13 protein-coding genes are annotated in these 18,686 nt (G+C 68.2%); 9 read left to right on the forward strand and 4 right to left on the reverse strand.

From position 1 onward, the window contains the following. The first annotated feature begins 189 nt into the window (after positions 1-189). Entirely contained in the window at positions 190-1,695 is a 1,506-nt protein-coding gene (locus tag ABNQ39_RS07640) for a methyl-accepting chemotaxis protein (protein ID WP_376956540.1), read from the forward strand. Between the two features lie 73 nt (positions 1,696-1,768). On the opposite strand, the gene purD is transcribed toward ABNQ39_RS07640, so the two are convergent. Beyond that, positions 1,769-3,055, reverse strand: a complete 1,287-nt coding sequence (gene purD / locus ABNQ39_RS07645; RefSeq protein ID WP_376956542.1) for a phosphoribosylamine--glycine ligase — start codon at positions 3,053-3,055, stop codon at positions 1,769-1,771. 72 nt (positions 3,056-3,127) lie between these two features. On the opposite strand from purD, the gene xseA reads away from it, so the two are divergent. Beyond that, positions 3,128-4,762, forward strand: a complete 1,635-nt coding sequence (xseA, locus tag ABNQ39_RS07650) for an exodeoxyribonuclease VII large subunit (protein WP_376956544.1) — start codon at positions 3,128-3,130, stop codon at positions 4,760-4,762. 41 nt (positions 4,763-4,803) lie between these two features. Here the strand turns inward: xseA and ABNQ39_RS07655 are convergent, their stop codons facing one another. The 3 genes from ABNQ39_RS07655 to ABNQ39_RS07665 form a co-directional block, all read right to left on the reverse strand. Then, positions 4,804-6,723: a tetratricopeptide repeat protein gene (locus ABNQ39_RS07655; RefSeq protein WP_376956546.1), complete on the reverse strand. Its 1,920-nt coding sequence runs from the start codon at positions 6,721-6,723 to the stop codon at positions 4,804-4,806. A 57-nt stretch (positions 6,724-6,780) separates the two neighbouring features. After that, positions 6,781-7,836, reverse strand: a complete 1,056-nt coding sequence (gene pyrC, locus ABNQ39_RS07660; protein ID WP_376956548.1) for a dihydroorotase — start codon at positions 7,834-7,836, stop codon at positions 6,781-6,783. Between the two features lie 196 nt (positions 7,837-8,032). After that, positions 8,033-8,545 carry a hypothetical protein gene (locus ABNQ39_RS07665; protein ID WP_376956550.1) on the reverse strand — a complete coding sequence of 171 codons (513 nt, stop codon included), beginning with the start codon at positions 8,543-8,545 and terminating at the stop codon, positions 8,033-8,035. Positions 8,546-8,817: 272 nt separating this feature from the next. Between ABNQ39_RS07665 and hisS the strand changes: the two genes are divergently transcribed. The 7 genes from hisS to ychF all read left to right on the forward strand — a co-directional run bounded on the left by hisS (position 8,818) and on the right by ychF (position 18,623). Continuing rightward, positions 8,818-10,167: a histidine--tRNA ligase gene (gene hisS / locus ABNQ39_RS07670; protein ID WP_376956552.1), complete on the forward strand. Its 1,350-nt coding sequence runs from the start codon at positions 8,818-8,820 to the stop codon at positions 10,165-10,167. A 95-nt stretch (positions 10,168-10,262) separates the two neighbouring features. After that, positions 10,263-13,307, forward strand: coding sequence for a transglycosylase domain-containing protein (locus ABNQ39_RS07675; RefSeq protein WP_376956554.1), 3,045 nt, complete (start codon positions 10,263-10,265; stop codon positions 13,305-13,307). A 184-nt stretch (positions 13,308-13,491) separates the two neighbouring features. Then, the gene (locus ABNQ39_RS07680; RefSeq protein WP_376956556.1) at positions 13,492-15,525 is read left to right on the forward strand and encodes a S8 family peptidase; all 2,034 of its coding nucleotides are present in this window, start codon (positions 13,492-13,494) and stop codon (positions 15,523-15,525) included. A gap of 132 nt (positions 15,526-15,657) precedes the next feature. Beyond that, positions 15,658-15,918 (forward strand): hypothetical protein, encoded by a 261-nt coding sequence (locus ABNQ39_RS07685; protein ID WP_376956558.1) that lies wholly within the window; start codon positions 15,658-15,660, stop codon positions 15,916-15,918. Between the two features lie 225 nt (positions 15,919-16,143). Continuing rightward, the gene (locus tag ABNQ39_RS07690) at positions 16,144-16,740 is read left to right on the forward strand and encodes a 50S ribosomal protein L25/general stress protein Ctc (RefSeq protein ID WP_376956560.1); all 597 of its coding nucleotides are present in this window, start codon (positions 16,144-16,146) and stop codon (positions 16,738-16,740) included. 95 nt (positions 16,741-16,835) lie between these two features. Then, a complete protein-coding gene (pth, locus tag ABNQ39_RS07695) occupies positions 16,836-17,408 on the forward strand; it encodes an aminoacyl-tRNA hydrolase (protein ID WP_376956562.1) in 573 nt (190 codons plus the stop codon). Positions 17,409-17,522: 114 nt separating this feature from the next. After that, on the forward strand, positions 17,523-18,623 hold the full coding sequence (gene ychF, locus ABNQ39_RS07700; protein WP_098739455.1) for a redox-regulated ATPase YchF: 1,101 nt from the start codon (positions 17,523-17,525) through the stop codon (positions 18,621-18,623). Positions 18,624-18,686 lie beyond the last annotated feature (63 nt).

The raw sequence follows: 18,686 nt of genomic DNA on the forward strand, positions 1-18,686 counted from the left end.
GAACAGAATTTCTCAACAGCAAACGCATGCAAACAAATTCACCCCACAGAAAATCCGGACGAAATTCTTCAGATCGCAGCAACCGGTGCATATGATAAGTATAAACAAGGTATGCTCTGTTAAGTGTTTGTTTAACGAATATATGCCCATGATGCGTCTGTCGCCTTCAGCCATCGGGAGTTAAAAAGAATGCTGTCGTTCCGCAAGCCCCAGGACAATCAGGCAGCCGAAGAGTTGGCTCTGCTGGGACGCCATGCGGGTGTCGGGTTGTGGGACGCCGTGATTCACAATGGCGATCCGATGCATGCGCAGAGCCGCTGGCACTGGTCGCCGGAATTCCGCCGCCTCGTCGGCTTCGGCCACGACGACACGGCCGGCTTCCCCGACAAGGTCGGATCCTGGGCCGACCGGTTGCACCCCGACGACGCCAAGCCGACCTTCGACAGCTTCATGGCCTGCCTGAACGACCGCAGCGGCCGCACCGGCTATGATGTGAATTACCGGCTGAAGGTGAAGGACGGCAGCTATCGCTGGTTCCGCGCCATCGGCGGCGTCGCCCGCGACAGCAGCGGCCTTGCGCTCCGCGCCTGCGGATCGCTGATCGACATCGATGCCGAGCGCAACGAACTGGAGCGGGCCAAGCTGCTCGACCGCCATGCCGGCGTCGGGCTGTGGGATGCGGTGTTCTACAACGCCGACCCGATGCATGCGCAGAGCCGGTGGCACTGGTCGCCGGAGTTCCGCCGCCTCGCCGGGTTCGACCGTGACGACAAGGCCGGCTTTCCCGACGGCGTCAATTCCTGGGCCGACCGGCTGCACCCGGACGACGCCAAGCCGACCTTCGACGGCTTCATGGCCTGCCTGAACGACCGCAGCGGCCGCACCGGCTACGACGTCGATTACCGGCTGAAGCTGAAGGACGGCACCTATCGCTGGTTCCGCGCCATCGGCGGCGTCGCCCGCGACGGCAACGGCCTGGCCTTGCGCGCCTGCGGCTCGCTGATCGACATCCACGCCCAGAAGATGGCCGAACTGCGGCAGGCGGAACTGGACGGCGAACGCCGCAGCAGCATCGCCACCCTTGCCGAGTCTCTGGACCGCGAAGTCGGCACCGCCGCCGACCGCGCCACCGCCAACGCCCAGACCGTCGCCGCCGCGACAGAGGAGCTGTCGGCCTCGATCTCCGACATCAGCAACCGCGCCAACGAGGCGTCCGGCGCCTCGCTAAAGGCATCGGAGGAGGCGACCCGCACCAACGCCGCGGTGGAAGCCCTGGTCACCTCGGCCGAGCGCATCGGCGCCATCACCAAGCTGATCAACAGCATCGCCTCGCAGACCAACCTGCTGGCGCTGAACGCCACCATCGAAGCCGCCCGCGCCGGCGAGGCGGGCCGCGGCTTCGCCGTGGTGGCGAACGAGGTGAAGTCGCTGGCCCAGCAGAGCGGCAGCGCGGCCGACGACATCGCGGCGCAGATCGCGTCGGTCCAGCAGGAGGCGCTGCATGCGGTCGACGCCATCCGCCGCATCGGCACGATCGTCACCGACGTTCAGCAGATCTCCACCACCATCGCCGCTGCCGTGTCGCAGCAGGAATCGGCGACCAAGGAGATCGCCCACAGCGTCACCCGCGTGGTCCGCGACATCGAAGTGGTGTCGCAGAACATCGCCTCCACGTCGGAACGGCTGCGGGCGTAAAGGGAAAAGACCTGAGGGAAAAGAAAGGGGGGCGCATCGCTGCGCCCCCCGATTTTCTGTCCGACAGCAGAGCTTACCGCCCCACCGCCCGCCAGCCGATGTCGCGGCGGCAGAAGCCGCCCGGCCAGTCCAGCGCGTCCACCGCCTTGTAGGCCGCCGTCTGCGCCTCCGCCACTGTTGGCGCCAGCGCAGTCACGCCCAGCACCCGGCCGCCGACCGACAGCACCCGGCCATCCTCGGCCCGCTTGGTGCCGGCGTGGAACACGGTCACGCCATCCACCGCGCCGGCCTTGTCCAGCCCGCGGATCTCGGTGTTCTTGGTGTAATCGCCGGGATAGCCGTTGGCCGCCATCACCACGCACAGCGCGGTCCGGTCGTGCCAGCGCAGGTCGATGCTGTCCAGCACCCCGTCGGCCGCCGCCACCAGCGCCGCCAGCGCGTCGGACTTCAGCCGCATCATCAGCGTCTGGCATTCCGGGTCGCCGAAGCGGACGTTGAACTCCAGCGTCTTCGGCACCGGGCCGTCCGGCGTCTGCATGATCATCAGGCCGGCGAACAGCACGCCTTTGAAGGGCTTGCCTTCCGCCGCCATGCCCTTGACCGTCGGCAGGATGATCTCGCGCATCACGCGATCCTGCAAATCGGCGGTCAGTACCGGGGCCGGGGAATAGGCGCCCATGCCGCCGGTGTTCGGGCCGGTGTCGCCGTCGCCGACCGCCTTGTGGTCCTGGGCCGAGGCCAGCGGCAGCGCGTTCTCGCCGTCGCACAGCGCGAAGAAGCTGACCTCCTCGCCGTCCAGGAACTCCTCCACCACCACCTCGGCACCGGCGGCGCCGAAGCGGCCGCCGACCAGCGCGTCGTCGATGGCCTCGAAGGCTTCCTGCTCGGTGCGGGCGACGGTGACGCCCTTGCCGGCGGCCAGCCCGTCGGCCTTCACCACGATGGGGGCGCCATGCTTGCGCACATAGGCCTTGGCGGCTTCGGGATCCTTGAAGCGCTCATAGAAGGCGGTGGGCACCCCGTACTTCGCCAGGATGTCCTTCATGAAGCCCTTGGACCCCTCAAGCTCCGCAGCCGCCGCACTCGGCCCGAAGGCCTTGACGCCCAGCGCGGTCAGCCTGTCCACCAGACCCAGCACCAGCGGCCCCTCCGGACCGACGACGACGAAGTCGATGGCGTTGTCCTGGACGAAGCGCACCAGCGCGTCGACATCTTCCGACCCGATGGGCACCAGCGTGGCGACGTCGGCGATGCCGGCATTGCCCGGCGCGCAATAGAGCGCATCGCACAGCGGCGAGTTGGAAATGGCCCAGCAGAGCGCGTGCTCACGACCGCCCGATCCGACGACGAGGACTTTCATGGGGGGCGCTCCTTCCGCCTTGTTGCGATCTGCGCGCCTTGTATCATGGCGGCGCCCCAACTCAAGAGCGCCATGACGTCCGAAAACGCACCCCAAATCTCCACGCCGCTGATTGCTCCGGAACCGCGCCCCGGCTCCAACCTTCCGGAATTCACCGTTGGCGACCTCGCCCGCCGGCTGAAGCGCAGCATCGAGGAGGAGTTCGGCTTCGTCCGCGTCCGCGGCGAGATCAGCCAGCCGAAGAAGCACAGCTCCGGCCACTGCTACATGCGGCTGAAGGACGACACCGCGGTGATCGAGGCGGTGTGCTGGCGCGGCACCATGGCGAAGCTGGCCATCCGGCCGGAAGAGGGGTTGGAGGTCATCGTCACCGGGCGGATGACGACCTATCCCGGCCGCTCGCAGTACCAGCTGATCGTCGAGTCGATGGAGCTGGCCGGCGAAGGCGCGCTCCTGAAGATGCTGGAGGAGCGCAAGCGCCGGCTGGCGGCGGAGGGGCTGTTCGATCCCGCCCGCAAGAAGCGCATCCCCTTCCTGCCCGACGTGATCGGCGTCGTCACCTCCCCCACCGGGGCGGTCATCCGCGACATCCTGCACCGGCTGAACGACCGCTTCCCCCGCCATGTCCTGCTGTGGCCGGTCGCGGTGCAGGGCGAGCGCGCGGCGGCCGAAGTGACGGCGGCCATCGAGGGCTTCAACCGCATCCAGCCGGGGGGGCGCGTTCCGAGGCCCGACCTGATCATCGTCGCGCGCGGCGGCGGCTCGCTGGAGGACCTGATGGCCTTCAACGAGGAGAATGTCGTCCGTGCCGCGGCGGCCAGCGCCATTCCGCTGATCTCCGCCGTCGGGCACGAAACCGACACCACGCTGATCGACTTCGCGTCCGACCTGCGGGCGCCCACCCCGACCGCCGCCGCCGAGATGGCGGTGCCGGTGCGCGGCGAGTTGCTGGCCCAGATCCTCGACGACGAGCGCCGGCTGCTCGCCTGCGCCTCCCGCGCGGTGGAGGACCGCCGCAACCGGGTGGAGGGGCTGGCCCGCGGCCTCGGCGATCCCCGCGCCCTGCTGGAAGGCCATGCCCAGCGGCTGGACGACCGGGCGGAGCGGCTGAACCTTGCAGCGATGGCCCTGCTGGAGCGCCGCCGCACCCGCGTCGGCGAGCTGGCCGCCAAGCTGCGCCATCCGCGCGAGAAGCTGGCCCAGGCCGAGCAGAAGCTGGCGTCGGAAAGCCGCGCCCTCGATTCAGGCCTGCGCCATGCGGTGACCACCGCCGGCGGGCGGTTCGACCGGGTTGCCGGCCGGCTGTCGCTGACCCCGGCGCGGGTAAAGCTGGATGAAGGCACCCGCCGCATCGCCGACCTGACGCCGCGCCTCGACCGCAGCCATGCCAAGGGTGTTGCCGACAAGGCGGCGTCTCTGGCGTCGCTCGGCCAATTGCTGGAGAGTTACAGCTACAAAGGCGTGCTGGCCCGTGGCTTCGCCCTGGTCGAGGACCGCGACGGCCGCCCGGTGACCCGCGCCGATCAGGCGACGCCGGGTTTGGCCGTCAACATCGTCTTCGCCGACGATGCCAAAGTTGCCGCAACTGTCGATGGCGGCGCGCCCAAGGCGGAGATGAAGCCCGAGGCGCAGGCGGACCCCAAGCCGGAGAAAAAGGCGGCACCGCGCAAGCCTCGGCCGGTGCCGGTACAGGGCAGCCTGTTCTGAGACTGCGTGGCCTGGGTCGGACAGGGACAGAGCGGAGCCGGTTATCCGTCGGCCAGTTCGTCAAGCCGTTGCCGTGCAAGCCGAAGCGGCACGCTCCAGTCCTTCGGCGCCTGTTGGCGGCATAGGGTGACGGTCGGATACCAGGGGGTGTCCGACCGGTCGCGCAGCCAGCGCCATTCGGCGGCATGGGGCAGCAGTGCACAGGTTGGGCGCCCCAGCGCCCCGGCCAGATGCACGGTGACATTGTCGATGGAGACCACGAGGTCGACGGCGGCAACCGCCGCGGCCAGCCCGTCCAGATCGCCCCAGGGATCGAGACCGGGCAGTTCCCCGATGTCGATGCCCTCCGCCGTCAAGGCGGCGATCTCCTGCGTCCAGTCGCCATATTGCAGCACCACGAGGCGGACGCCGGGCCGGTGGAGCGCATGGGCCAACACGCGCAACGGCATGTTGCGGCTGCGCCCGTGCTTGGGATTGGTGGTGTGCCAGGCGATGCCGACCGCCAGCGTGCCGGCCGGAATCGCCGCGCGAAAATCCGAGACCCTGGCCGGATCGGCCAGCAGATAGGGCGCGGCGGAGTACGGGACTCCCCCGGCGTCCGCCAGCAGGCGCGGCAGGCTGCCCGCCGGGATTTGCGCGGCAATCGGCGCATGGTCCGGGTCGGCCCCCTCGGTCAGCGTCAGGTTTGCATCGGGGGGCCAGCCCCGCGCGACCACCTCCACCTCCGGCAGCGAGCGCGTGAACAACGGAACCAGCCGCGGTTCGCATTCCAACACACAGCGGACACCCGCCCGGACCAGCAGCGGCAGCAGGCTGGCGAACTGGATTTCGTCGCCGATCCCCTGTTCGCCCCAGATCAGCAGACGGTTCCCACCCAGCGGCTGGCCCGTCCAGGCCGGTTGCGGGAAGCGTCCGGCGGCGAACAGCCAGGGCTGCACGGTCCAGCGGTCTTCCCAGGCCGCCCACCCCTCTTCGAAACGGCCCAGCGTCAGCAGGGCCAGGGCACGGAGCAGCCGGGATTCCCCCAGCTCGGGAGCGAGCGCCAGCACCGCCTGCGTGTTCGCCAAGGCCTCCTCCGGATGGCCCGCGAGCAGCAACGCGTCGCCCAGATTGCTGCGGATGCCGATCTCGTCCGGCCGCAACGCCGCCGCCCGGCGCTGGCCGGCCAGCGCGGTTTCCAGATCGTCCTGCCCCTTCAGGACATTCGAACGGTTGTTCCACAGCTCCGCTGCCGCCGGATCGACCGCAAGGCCGGACTCGTAGGCCCGGCGCGCCTCCATCAATCGTCCGGCCTCCTTGTGCAGCCTGCCCAGCCCGTTCCAGAGGCCGTGATGCAGCGGGTCGAGGATCAGGGCACGCCGGAGCGTCCGTGCCGCCTCGCCGTCGGGAGCCTGCCGGCCCAGTTGCAGGAGATATTCCCCCAGCAGCCGCAGCATCTCGGCGGCATCGGGAACCAGCAGCAGGGCGATGCAGCGCTCCGCCGCCGCCGCCGCACCCTGCCTGTCGGCGGCCAGCGCCACCGCAAGGTTGCAGCGCAGCTCGATGGAAAGCGGTTGCAGCCCGACCGCAGCACGGAGCGCCTGCGCGGCCTCGCCGGGACGGCCCGCCTTCAAGGACCGCATCGCAAAATCGTTGAGCTGGACGATCCGGGTCGGGTCGAGGGTGGCGGCGCGGACCATCGGGTCGAGGGCCTCGCCGGACCGGCCCAGCGCCTCCAGCAGGCCGGCGAGGTTGGTGTGGAAATCCGGCTGCGTTCCATCGCCGGCGATTGCCTGCCGGATCAGGTCGCAACCCTCCTCCAGCCTGCCGCTCTGCCCCAGCAGGATGCCGCGCAGGTGGAGCGTCATGACATGGTCGGGAACCGCGTCCAGAATCTGGCGATAGATGGCATCCGCCTCTTCGAGGCGCCGCTCCTGGTGCAGGTCGAAGGCGATGAGCAGAGCTTCCTGGATCGTCGCCATGACCGTTCCGTCCTTCCCCTATCCGCGCCCTTTTCCGCGAAACCGGTCCGCAGACCGTCACACCGCGCCGGCAAAGCTCCAGCGCAGGGTCTCGCCGCTGCGGAAGGGCAGCACGGCGTCGCCCTCGCTGACCAGGATCAGGTCGGGGGCGACCGACGGACGGCGCTCCAGCGCCACCCGCTCCTCGCTGACCGGCAGGTTGTAGAAACGCGGGCCGTTCAGGCTGGCGAAAGCCTCCAGCCTGTCGAGCGCGCCGGCCTCGTCGAACGCCTCGGCATAGAGTTCCAGCGCGTTGGCCGCGGTGAAGCAGCCGGCGCAGCCGCAGGCGGCCTCCTTGGCGGTCACCGTATGCGGGGCGGTGTCGGTGCCGAGGAAGAATGGCCCCTCGCCGCTCGTCGCCGCCTCGACCAGAGCCACCCGGTGCGTCTCGCGCTTGGCGATCGGCAGGCAGTAGAGGTGCGGGCGGATGCCGCCCTGGAAGATGTGGCTGCGGTTGATCAGCAGATGGTGCGCGGTGATGGTGGCGGCGATCCGGCCGCTGGCGGCATGGGCCCGCACGAACTGCACGGCGTCGGCGGTCGTCACATGCTCCAGCACGATTCGCAGGCTGGGGTGGCGCTCCAGCAGCGGGGCCAGGATGCTGTCGATGAACACCGCCTCGCGGTCGAAGATGTCGACCGACTGGTCGGTGACCTCGCCATGGATCAGCAGCGGCATGCCGATGTCCGCCATGCGCTCCAGCACCGGGGCGATGCGGGCGATGTCGGTGACGCCATGGGCGCTGTTGGTGGTGGCGTTGGCGGGATAGAGCTTGGCGGCGGCGAAGACCCCATCCGTGAAGCCCTGGGCCAGATCGCCGGCATCGGTGCCGTCGGTTAGGTAGGCGGTCATCAGCGGGGTGAAGGCGACGCCGTCAGGCAGGGCCGCCAGGATGCGCTCGCGGTAGGCCATGGCGTCGGCGGCCGTCGCCACCGGCGGCTTCAGGTTCGGCATGACGATGGCGCGGCCGAACTGGCGGGCGGTGAAGGGCAGAACCGCCTTCAGCATGGCGCCGTCGCGCAGGTGGACATGCCAGTCGTCGGGACGGCGGATGACAAGACGGTCGTTCGGCATGGATCGGGTCCCGGCGCTGGTGTCGAGGGGCGGTGAGCTTGGACGACGTTCTATCGCCATCGCCGCGGCATCTCAACAGAGGCGGTCCCCAAACCGGAAACGCAGGCTGGAAACATGAAGGGAAGCCGGCAGCCCCCCGCCGGCCGGCGTTGGCGGGGGGCTGGCCGTCATGGGCAGACCTTACTGGCCCGAAACTTTACTGGATGGTGGTCGAGGTCTTCAGGCCGAGGATGCCGTCGATCTTCGCGGCCTGCTCCGCGGTCACCGGCTTGCCGCCGATGCCGGCGAGCTGCTGCCGGGCGTCGGCCACCGCCTTGTCGCGGGCGGCGCTGTCCTTCAGCGCATGGGCGGCCAGCATCTGCTCGTGGTACTTGCCGAGCTGGACGGTCAGCTGGTCGGTCGGCTTGGCGCCCAGTTCCTTGGCGACGGCGTCGGCCTGGGTCTTGGTCACTTCGGCCTTCGGGGTGGCCGCGACCTGCTCATGCTTGGTCTTGCCGGCATCCGCCTTGGTGGCATCGGCCTTCGGGGCCTCGGTCTTCTGGACTTCGGTCTTGGTGGCCTCGCTCTTGGTGACAGCCTTCTGATCGGCCTTCTGGTCGAGCTTCGGAGCCGTCGTGGTGGAGTCGGTCGTCGCGGCGGGGGCCGGCGTGGCCGGAACGGCCGGCGCGACCGTTGCCGCACCCGCGCTCAGCACGGGGGCCGTCGCCATCAGGGCGACAAACGCAAAAGTCGAAACGGACGAGCGGATACGCGACCCAAAGACGGTGCCGGACATTTGGTTTCTCCATTTCGGTGAGCGATCCTCGTTGCGGGATCGTGCTTAGATGAACGTGGCCCCGCTGCCGTTCATTCCACGCCCTTCCAAAAAATTTTCGAGGAGCCTGAAAATTTTTCCGCCGCCTTTTTTGGCCGCAGGTGACGGGGCCGGCGAAAGGGGCTAGAAAACCCACGCTTTTCCTATCCAAGCGCGGACCTTCTCCGATGAGCCTGATCACGCCCCGCACCCCGCCCGGAACGATGGAGCTGCTGCCGCGCCAGCAGGTGGCCTTCCAGCGCATGCTGGACACCATCCGCCGCGGCTATGAGCGGTTCGGCTTCGTCCCCGTCGAAACCCCGGTGTTCGAGACGGTCGACACGCTGCTGACCAAGTCGGGCGGCGAGACGGAGAAGCAGGTCTATTTCGTCCAGTCCACCGGCGCCATCCAGCAGGGCAACAAGCCGGAGCTGGCGCTGCGCTTCGACCTGACCGTGCCGCTCGCCCGCTATGTGGCGGAGCATGAGCGCGACCTCGCCTTCCCCTTCCGCCGCTACCAGATCCAGCGGGTCTATCGCGGCGAGCGGGCGCAGCGCGGGCGCTTCCGCGAATTCTACCAGTGCGACATCGACGTGATCGGCAAGGACAGCCTGTCCGCCCATTACGACGCCGAGATCCCGGCGGTCATCCACCATGTCTTCACCGAGCTGAACTTCGGCGGCTTCACCATCAACGTGAACAACCGCAAGATCCTGCTCGGCCTGCTCGACGGTCTGGGCGTCGCCGACGCCGACACCCGCGTTCTGGTTCTGCGCGAGATCGACAAGCTGGACAAGATCGGTCAGGACAAGGTGCGCGCGAGCCTGCTGGGCCTCGGCGTGACCGAGCATGCCGCCGACACCATCCTGTCGCTGATCGCCATGGAGGGCACCAACGCCGAGACGCTGGCCGCACTCGGCGCACTCGACATCGAGACCGACCTCTTCCGCGAAGGCGTGGGCGAGCTGACCACCGTCATCGAGGGGCTGAAGGCCTTCCAGGTGCCGGAGGGCACGGTGCGCATCAACCTCGCCATCGCGCGCGGCCTCGATTACTACACCGGCACCGTCTACGAGACCTTCCTGAACGACCATCCCGGCATCGGCTCGGTCTGCTCCGGCGGCCGCTACGAGAATCTCGCCAGCCACTACACCAAGTCGAAGCTGCCGGGCGTCGGCATCTCCATCGGCGCCACCCGCCTGTTCTACCAGCTGATGGAGGCCGGCATCATCAAGGACGCCACCCCCACCGCCCAGGTGCTGGTGACGCAGATGGACCCGGCCCTGTCCGCCGATTATTTCCGCATGGCCAGCGAGTTGCGCGCCGCCGGCATCAACACGGAAATCCAGCTGGACGGCGGCAAGATCGCCAAGCAGATGAAATATGCCGACCGCGCCGGCATCCCCGTCGTCCTGCTGATGGGGTCCGACGAAAAGGCCCGCGGCACCGCGACCCTGAAGCATCTGGTCAAAGGCGAGCAGGTCGAGGTTCCGCTGACGGAGTTGGCCGCCCGCGCGAAGACGCTGCTGGAGGGGTGAGAGGCACCCCCTTAAACCCCCGTTAACCATAATTCGCCTATCGTTCCGACCTACACCGGCCGTGTGGGTCGGGCGACAGGGGGTGCGCATCCGAGATGGCAAAGGGGTGGATGCAGCTTGGGCGCTGGACCGGGCGGGTCGCGATTGCGGCGACGCTGTCCATCACGCTCGCCGCCGCCGGCTATGCCGGCTGGCGGGAAATGGAGACCTCGCGCCTCCAGGCCCGGCTGCTCTCCGGCGTCGCCCAGTCGATGACCGTCTCCTTGCGCGAAGGCCCCAATCCCCAGGCGCGCCATCCCAAGCATGGGCCGTACAACGAGCGGCTCGGCTACACCGCCCTGCCCGGCCAGCTCGACGCGCTGACCCACGACGTCTACGCAATCGAGCAGCAGGCGGTGCTGTCGCCGGCCCTCGACCGCTTCATGGCCGGCGGCGGCTTTCCGATCTACCGCGAGAAGACGCAGGCCGGGCTGACCCTGCTCGACCGCAACGGCGCGGTCATGTATTCGGCGCGCTATCCCGAACGGGTGTTCGACGGTTTCGACGATGTGCCGAAGCTGGTCGCCGACACGCTGCTGTTCATCGAGAATCGCGAACTTCTGGACGAGGACCAGCCGCGCCGCAACCCGGCGGTGGAATGGGACCGCTTCGGCGCCGCCGTCGCCATGCTGCCGATCCAGATGATCCGGCCGGGCCAGCGCTCCCCCGGCGGCTCGACGCTCGCCACCCAGATCGAGAAATACCGCCATTCGCCCGACGGCCAGACCGTCGGCAGCGTCGAGAAGCTGCGCCAGATGACCTCGGCCAGCGTCCGCGCCTACAGCGACGGCGAGGACACGACCCAGGCGCGCCGCCGCATCCTGGTCGATTACCTGAACTCCACCCCGCTGACCGCGCGCTCGGGCTTCGGCGAGGTGAACGGGCTGGGCGACGGGCTGTGGGCCTGGTTCGGCACCGACCTTGCCATCGCCAAGCGCGTGCTCAGCGACCCCGCAGGCGACCCGCGCACCCTGAAGCTGAAGGCGCTGGCCTACAAGCAGGTGCTGGCCCTGCTGCTGGCCCAGCGGCGGCCGTCCCATTACCTGATCCAGGACCGTGCCGCGCTCGACCGGCTGGCCGACGCCCATCTGCGCGCCCTGGCCCAGGCCAGCGTGATCGATCCCGCCCTGCGCGACGCCGCCCTCGCCACCCCGCTTGTCTTCCGCGAGGAGGCGCCGACCAGCCCCGCCACCTCCTATGTCGAGCAGAAGGCGACCAACGCCATCCGCGCCCGGCTGCTCGGCATGCTTGGCGTCTCCAACTTCTACGCGCTCGACCGGCTCGACCTGACCGCGCAATCCACCCTGGACGCCGAAACCCAGGCCCGCGTGGTGGAGGTGCTGGGCAGGCTGAACGACCCCGACTATGCCCGCTCGCTCGGGCTGACCGGCGAGCGGCTGCTCGACGCCCGCAACAACGACCTGTCGAAGCTGGTCTATTCGATCACCCTCTACGAGCGCGGCCCCGAGGCCAATTACCTGCGCGTCCAGGCCGACAACCTCGACCAGCCGCTGGACATCAACGACGGGGCGAAGCTGGACCTCGGCTCCACCGCCAAGTTGCGCACGCTGGCGACATATCTGCAGATCGTCGCCGAATTGCACAGCCGCTACGCCCATCTGCCGAAGGAGCTGCTGGGCGATGTCGAGGACGAGGCCTCGGACAACCTGACCCGCTGGGCGACCTCCTGGCTTGCCGCGGCGCCCGACCGCCGGCTGCCGGTCATGCTCGATGCGGCGATGGAGCGGCGCTATTCCGCCAGCCCCGGCGAGGTCTTCTTCACTGGCGGCGGCCAGCACAGCTTCGTCAACTTCAACAAGGACGACAACGGCCGCATCCTGACCGTGCAGGAAGCGCTGCGGAACAGCGTCAACCTGCCCTTCATCCGGCTGATGCGCGATGTCGTCCAGTTCTATATGGACGAGGGGGCGGACGACGGCGCCGACATCCTGCGCACCCCCGATCATCCCGCCCGGCAGGCCTATCTCGCCCGCTTCGCCGACCGCGAGGGCACCGACTTCCTCAACCGCTTCTACAACGATTACCGCAAGCGCAGCCCGGACGAGGCGCTGGCCCGGCTGGCGACCCGCTCGCGCCCGGTGCCGCACCGGCTGGCGGTGATCTTCCGCAGCGTGCGGCCCAAGGCCGGGCTGGCGGAGTTCTCCAGCTTCCTGCGCGGCCGGCTGCCGGGAAAAGCGCTGTCCGACGCCGAGCTGTCGGCGCTCTATTCCAAATACGGGCCGGACCGCTTCCCGTTGAACGATCTGGGATATCTCGCCCGCGTCCATCCGCTGGAGCTGTGGCTGGTCGCCTATCTCCAGCAGCATCCCGACGCCAAGCGGGCGGAGGTGCTGGCCGCCAGCGCCGACGAACGCCAGGAGAGCTATCGCTGGCTGTTCAAGAAGGGCATGGCCGCCCAGAACACCCGCATCCGCATCGGGCTGGAAGAGGAGGCGTTCCAGCGCATCACCGCCCAATGGCGCAGCGTCGGCTATCCGTTCGAAACGCTGGTGCCGTCGCTGGCGACCGCCATCGGCAGCTCGGCCGACCGCCCGGCGGCGCTGGCGGAACTGATGGGGCTGATCCTGAACGACGGGGTGCGCCAGCCGACGGTGAAGATCCGCTCGCTGCACTTCGCCGCCGGCACGCCCTATGAGGCGAAGCTCGGGCTGGGCCCCTTGCAGGGCGAGCGAGTGCTGCGGCCGGAGGTCTGCGCCACCCTGCGCCGCGCCCTGATGGATGTGGCGCAGAACGGCACCGCCAAGCGCGTCTGGGGCTCCTTCAAGGATCCGGCGGGCGCACCGATCCCGATGGGCGGCAAGACCGGCACCGGCGACCACCGGCTCGACCGCTGGGGGCCAGGCGGCGTGCTGATCGAATCGAAGGCGGTCAACCGCACCGCCACCTTCGTCTTCTACATCGGCGACCGCTTCTTCGGCACCATGACCGCCTTCGTCCATGGGCCGGAGGCCGACAATTACCGCTTCACCAGCGCCCTGCCCGCCCAACTGCTGAAAAGCCTCGCCCCGGCGCTCCAGCCGCTGATCGACCAGGGTAGCACGAGGACCGCCGACACGCGCCCGACCCCGACGGGGCTGTGAGGCCGGGACCATTCTGAGCGGTTGCAATCTGGAAAGTATCTTCCGTAAAAATATACATCATCCGCAGACAACAGTCTTTTGCATGCATTACGGTAGGGCCCGCACCTTCTCGTAGAGGCCTTCCCCGTCCGGCTGGCCGGAATGCGGTCTGTGGTTCGGATCCCGCTTACGGAGGCCCCCGCCAATGGCGCCACGGTTACCGCTTCATGCCCACCATATGGGCCTGACCCCGGTCGAGTCTCCCGATCTGTCCGCCGGGCGGAGCCTTCCGGGCGGCCCCGGCGCTCCGATGGACCACCGGCTCCAGCTCCGCATCCTCAACCGCGATTCCCATGCCCGCCGCCATGCCCGCTCCGCGCAGAGCCCCGCGCAGGACCAGATGGCCGCAGCACCGGCTGCCGACGAAGAGGTGCCGGTCATGGCCCGCGTCACCTCGCCGGACGAGTGGGCTGCCCTGCCGGGCGTGAAATCCGCCAGCACCATCGGCAAGGCGGCCGACGGCTCGTGGATCGTCACCGGCCGCCTGCATGCCGATCAGGTCGAGGCGGTTCACGCCCATGCCGTGGTGCTCAGCCTGAAGGCGGCGCAGCCGACCCATTCCGCGCTGGACGCCACCATTTCGGAGATGGGTCTGGGCACGGTCGCGGTGCCGGGACTGCACGATCCCGCAGTGCCGGGCGTGCTGCCGCCCTGGGTCCAGCATGCGCACCGGGATGGCGAGGGTGTCGTCGTCGGCGTGGTCGATTTCGGCTGCGACTACGTGCACCGGAACTTCCGGCAGGCCGACGGGCGTACGCGCCTGCTGGCGCTGTGGGACCAGTCCGGCACGCCCAATTCGCTCTTCCCCTATGGCGCGCTCTACACGCCCGCGCAGATCGACGCGGCGCTGGCCAGCGACGATCCCTACGAAGCCCTCGGCTACGCTCCGGCCAAGGACGATCCCGCCAGGCCCCAGGAAAACGGCACCCACGGCACCCATGTCATGGACATCGCCGCGGGCAACGGGCTGGGATCGAAGCAGCCGGGCGTGGCGCCGAAGGCGTCGCTGATCTTCGTCGATGCCAAGCTCCCCACCCCGTTCAACTCGCCCGACCAGCTGAACCACACGCTGGGCAGCACCGTCCAGCTGCTGGAAGCGGTCAACTACATCTTCAACGCCGCCGGCAACCGCCCTTGCGTGGTCAATCTCAGCCTGGGCACCAACGGCGGTCCGCATGACGGCACCTCCCTGGTGGAGCAGGGGCTGGATGCCATGGTCAATGCGGGCCCCTACCGCGCCGTGGTGATCGCCGCCGGCAATTCCCAGCAGAGCGGAACCCACACCAGCGGCACCGTCCCGGCCGGCGGCGAATGTTCCATCGGCCTGGGCATCCCCACGCTCACCATCCCCGGCTACGAGACCACGTCTGCCGGCGGCGAGGTGGAGCTGTGGTATCCCGGCCAGCGGCGTCTGTCGGTGACGCTGGTCGCCCCCGACGGCACCGAGATCGGCCCGGTCGATCCGAACGGCTCGCTGCCCTACGGCGTTCCGGGCAAGCCGCCGGCGGTCTTCATCGTCAACCGGCTGGACGACCCCAACAACCACGACAACGTGATCGGCATCTGGATCGCCCTGGGGGCGCCGAAGGGGGAATGGACCATCCGGCTCCGGACGCTGGACGACGGCCCCGTCGACTACCACGCCTGGATCGAGCGGTCCGATGCCGGTCAGGCGCAGTTCGCCCAGCCGGTCGCCTCGCACATACTGGGCTCGATCTCGACCGGCCATTCGACGATCATCGTCGGGTCGCACGATGCCCATTCGACCGGCACGCCCATTTCCTTCTTCTCCAGCGCCGGCCCGACCCGTGACGGGCGGCAGAAGCCGGACCTCTCCGCCCCCGGACACCGCGTCAAGGCGGCGTGGTCGCGGACGGTGACCGGTGTGGTCGAGAAATACGGAACCAGCATGGCCGCCCCGGCGGTGACCGGACTGATCGCGCTGATCTATGCCCGGTCGATCCGCAAGCGCCTGCCGATGGACACGGCGATTCTGCGCGAGCGCCTGATCCGCATGGTCCACCGCGACCCGCCCGATGGAGCGGACTGGGATCCGCAGCACGGCCACGGACGGGCATCGGCCGCGGCCATCCTGGAGGATTTCGACTACGACTCCGCCCGCAACCAGGACTTCGACGAGTGGTATGCCACCCAGGGCGGAGGCCAGGCCAGGGCCTGAACCGCCGGAATGTGACGATGGGCCGCCATCGCCCGCATGCTTGCCTTGACGGGGGGTGGGGCTCATCATCGCCCGGACGCGGAGGGCAGATCTTTTCCTGTCGCCCTTCGCCCCTTCCTATGGATGGCCGGCATGCCGATTGACCTCGCCTCGCTCAGGAAGCTGGAAAGCCCCTCCCCGTCGATGCTGACCCAGCCGCTGGACGACGCCCAGCGTGTCGCTGTGATCGTCCGCCTGCATGCGAACGCCACCGCACCCGACTGCCTGTCCAGCGGCCGGCCGATAGCCCCGGGCATCGTCACCGCCGAGATCGCTGCGGCCGACCTCGCCGGGCTGGAGGCCGATCCGGCCGTGCGCTCCATCGCCCTGTCGCGCCCGCTCCAGTCTTCCTAACGTCAGTCTTCTTGACGATAATTTCACCCGCTCCGCCCCGCCGTGGCAGACTGGTGGCGACGGATGGGACGGGTGTGGGGATGGAACGTTGAACAGCCGGCGGCGCGATGTTTCAAATGTTCCATTCGGCGCGGACCTTGACGTGCTCTGCTATTTGCCGTATGCACGCCGCGCACGCGTCGGCACCCCTGGAGGCCGGCGCCCTTTTCGTTTTGGAGCATCGTCATGACCAAGATCATTCCGCTCGGCGCTGAGACGCGCGAACGGGCCGGCAAGGGGACCGCCCGCCAGACCCGCCGTGACGGCCGTATTCCGGCCGTCATCTACGGTGGTAAGCAGGCTCCTGTCACCATTTCGCTCGAGAAGTTCGAGTTCACCCGCGTCCTGCATCAGCCGGGCTTCTTCACGCACCTGTTCGAGGTCACCGTCGACGGCGCTGCCCATCGCGTCCTGCCGCGCGACGTGCAGTTCCACCCGGTGACCGATGTCCCGCTGCATGTCGACTTCCTGCGCGTTTCGTCCGACACCCGCATCAACGTGCAGGTTCCGGTCGAGTTCGCCGACCAGGACAAGTCGGCCGGCCTGAAGCGCGGCGGTGTGCTGAACATCGTCCGTCACGAGCTGGAGCTGAGCTGCCCGGCCGACAGCATCCCCGAGCACATCACCATCTCGTGCGAAGGCTTCGATGTCGGCGACTCGATCCACATCTCCTCGGTCAAGCTGCCGGAGGGTGTGACCTCGACGATCACCGACCGCGATTTCACCATCGCGACCATCGTTGCGCCGTCGGGCCTGAAGTCGGAAGAGGGCGCCGCTGCCTGATCGGGAGCGTCCGTTCTTCGAAGATGGTTACGGTGGGGGGCTTCGGCCCCCCACTTCGTTTGTGGAGCCTGATTTCCGGATAAAGGGTGAGGGACATGCTGCTACTGGTCGGATTGGGCAACCCCGGCAACGAGTATGCCCGCAACCGCCACAACATCGGCTTCATGGCGGTGGAGACCATCGCCCAGCGCCACCGCTTCACCCCGTGGAAGAAGCGGTTCCAGGGCCAGACCGCCGAAGGCACCGTCGCCGGCGACAAGGTGCTGGCGCTGGAGCCCGCCACCTTCATGAACCTGTCCGGCCAGTCGGTGGTGGCCGCCCTCCAGTTCTATAAGCTGAAGCCCGAGAACGTCGTCGTCATCCATGACGAGCTGGACCTGCCCCCCGGCAAAATCCGAGTGAAGAAGGGCGGCGGCCATGGCGGCCACAACGGCCTGCGCTCCATCGACGCGCATATCGGCAAGGACTACTGGCGCGTCCGGCTCGGCATCGGCCACCCCGGCAACAAGGATCTGGTCAGCGGCTATGTGCTGCACGACTTCGCCAAGGCCGACCAGGGCTGGATCGACCCGCTGCTGGACGCCGTCTCCGACAATCTGCCGCTGATCGTGGATGGGCAGCCAGAGCTGTTCATGAACAAGGTGACGGTGGCGACCCAAGGCAAATAAGTCCCTGCCGGGCCTTGCCGGTTCTGGCATTCCCCCACTTCGCGTTTGCGCTTTGGTCCCCATCGTAGGATAAAGCGCGTCAATTCCAGAATTTCCGACGGCGAGCACCCAACCATGGGCTTCAATTGCGGCATCGTCGGCCTGCCGAACGTCGGCAAGTCGACCCTTTTCAACGCCCTGACCGCCACCCAGGCGGCCGAGGCGGCGAATTTCCCCTTCTGCACCAAGGAGCCGAACGTCGGCCGCGTCAGCGTGCCCGACCCGCGGCAGGACAAGCTGGCGGAGATCGCCAAGTCGCAGAAGGTCGTCCCGACCCAGCTGGAGTTCGTGGACATCGCCGGCCTGATCCGCGGGGCGTCGAAGGGTGAAGGGCTGGGCAACCAGTTCCTCGCCAACATCCGCGAGGTGGACGCCATCGTCCATGTGCTGCGCTGCTTCGAGGACGACGACATCACCCATGTCGAGGGCAATGTCGATCCGCTGCGCGATGCCGAGGTGGTCGAAACCGAGCTGATGCTCGCCGACATGGAAAGCCTTGAGCGCCAGCTGACCAGCCTGCAGAAAAAGGCCAAGGGCGGCGACAAGGACAGCAAGATCAAGGCCGACCTGATGGAGCGCGCCCTGAAGGTGCTGCAGGACGGCAAGCCCGCCCGCGTGGTCGAGGTGTCGGACGACGAGCGGTCGGTGTTCAAGCAGTTCATGCTGCTGACCGACAAGCCGGTCCTCTATGTCTGCAACGTCGAAGAGGCGTCGGCCGCGACCGGCAACAGCTTCTCGGCCAAGGTCGCCGAAAAGGCCAAGGCCGAGAACGCCGAGGTCGTGGTGATCTCGGCCGCCATCGAGTCCGAGGTCGCCCAGCTGTCCGACCCGGCCGAGAAGGCCGAGTTCCTTGAGTCGATGGGGCTGGAGGAAACCGGTCTGAACAAGCTGATCCGAGCCGGCTTCAAGCTGCTGGACCTGATCACCTTCTTCACCGTCGGCCCGAAGGAGACGCGGGCCTGGACCGTGCGCCGCAACGCCAAGGCGCCCGAGGCCGCCGGCGTCATCCACACCGACTTCGAGCGCGGCTTCATCCGCGCCGAGACCATCGACTACACCAGCTTCGTCACGCTGGGTGGCGAGCAGGGGGCGAAGGACGCCGGCAAGATGCGCCAGGAAGGCAAGGAATATGTCGTCCAGGACGGCGACATATTCCACTTCCGCTTCAACGTCTGAGTCATGCCGACCGGGGGAACGGGAGCTTAATCGCTCCCCTTCCCCCTACGCTGTCACCCAACT

This window comes from Azospirillum sp. A26 (assembly GCF_042604635.1).
Classification (GTDB): Bacteria; Pseudomonadota; Alphaproteobacteria; order Azospirillales; family Azospirillaceae; genus Azospirillum; species Azospirillum palustre.

Coding starts and splice junctions, on each gene's coding strand:
- ABNQ39_RS07690 (WP_376956560.1), top strand. CDS start 16,144: ATGACCAAGATCATTCCGCTCGGCGCTGAGACGCGCGAACGGGCCGGC.
- ABNQ39_RS07640 (WP_376956540.1), top strand. CDS start 190: ATGCTGTCGTTCCGCAAGCCCCAGGACAATCAGGCAGCCGAAGAGTTG.
- ychF (WP_098739455.1), top strand. CDS start 17,523: ATGGGCTTCAATTGCGGCATCGTCGGCCTGCCGAACGTCGGCAAGTCG.
- xseA (WP_376956544.1), top strand. CDS start 3,128: ATGACGTCCGAAAACGCACCCCAAATCTCCACGCCGCTGATTGCTCCG.
- ABNQ39_RS07655 (WP_376956546.1), bottom strand. CDS start 6,723: ATGGCGACGATCCAGGAAGCTCTGCTCATCGCCTTCGACCTGCACCAG.
- ABNQ39_RS07685 (WP_376956558.1), top strand. CDS start 15,658: ATGCCGATTGACCTCGCCTCGCTCAGGAAGCTGGAAAGCCCCTCCCCG.
- pth (WP_376956562.1), top strand. CDS start 16,836: ATGCTGCTACTGGTCGGATTGGGCAACCCCGGCAACGAGTATGCCCGC.
- purD (WP_376956542.1), bottom strand. CDS start 3,055: ATGAAAGTCCTCGTCGTCGGATCGGGCGGTCGTGAGCACGCGCTCTGC.
- ABNQ39_RS07675 (WP_376956554.1), top strand. CDS start 10,263: ATGGCAAAGGGGTGGATGCAGCTTGGGCGCTGGACCGGGCGGGTCGCG.
- ABNQ39_RS07665 (WP_376956550.1), bottom strand. CDS start 8,545: ATGGCGACGGCCCCCGTGCTGAGCGCGGGTGCGGCAACGGTCGCGCCG.
- hisS (WP_376956552.1), top strand. CDS start 8,818: ATGAGCCTGATCACGCCCCGCACCCCGCCCGGAACGATGGAGCTGCTG.
- pyrC (WP_376956548.1), bottom strand. CDS start 7,836: ATGCCGAACGACCGTCTTGTCATCCGCCGTCCCGACGACTGGCATGTC.
- ABNQ39_RS07680 (WP_376956556.1), top strand. CDS start 13,492: ATGGCGCCACGGTTACCGCTTCATGCCCACCATATGGGCCTGACCCCG.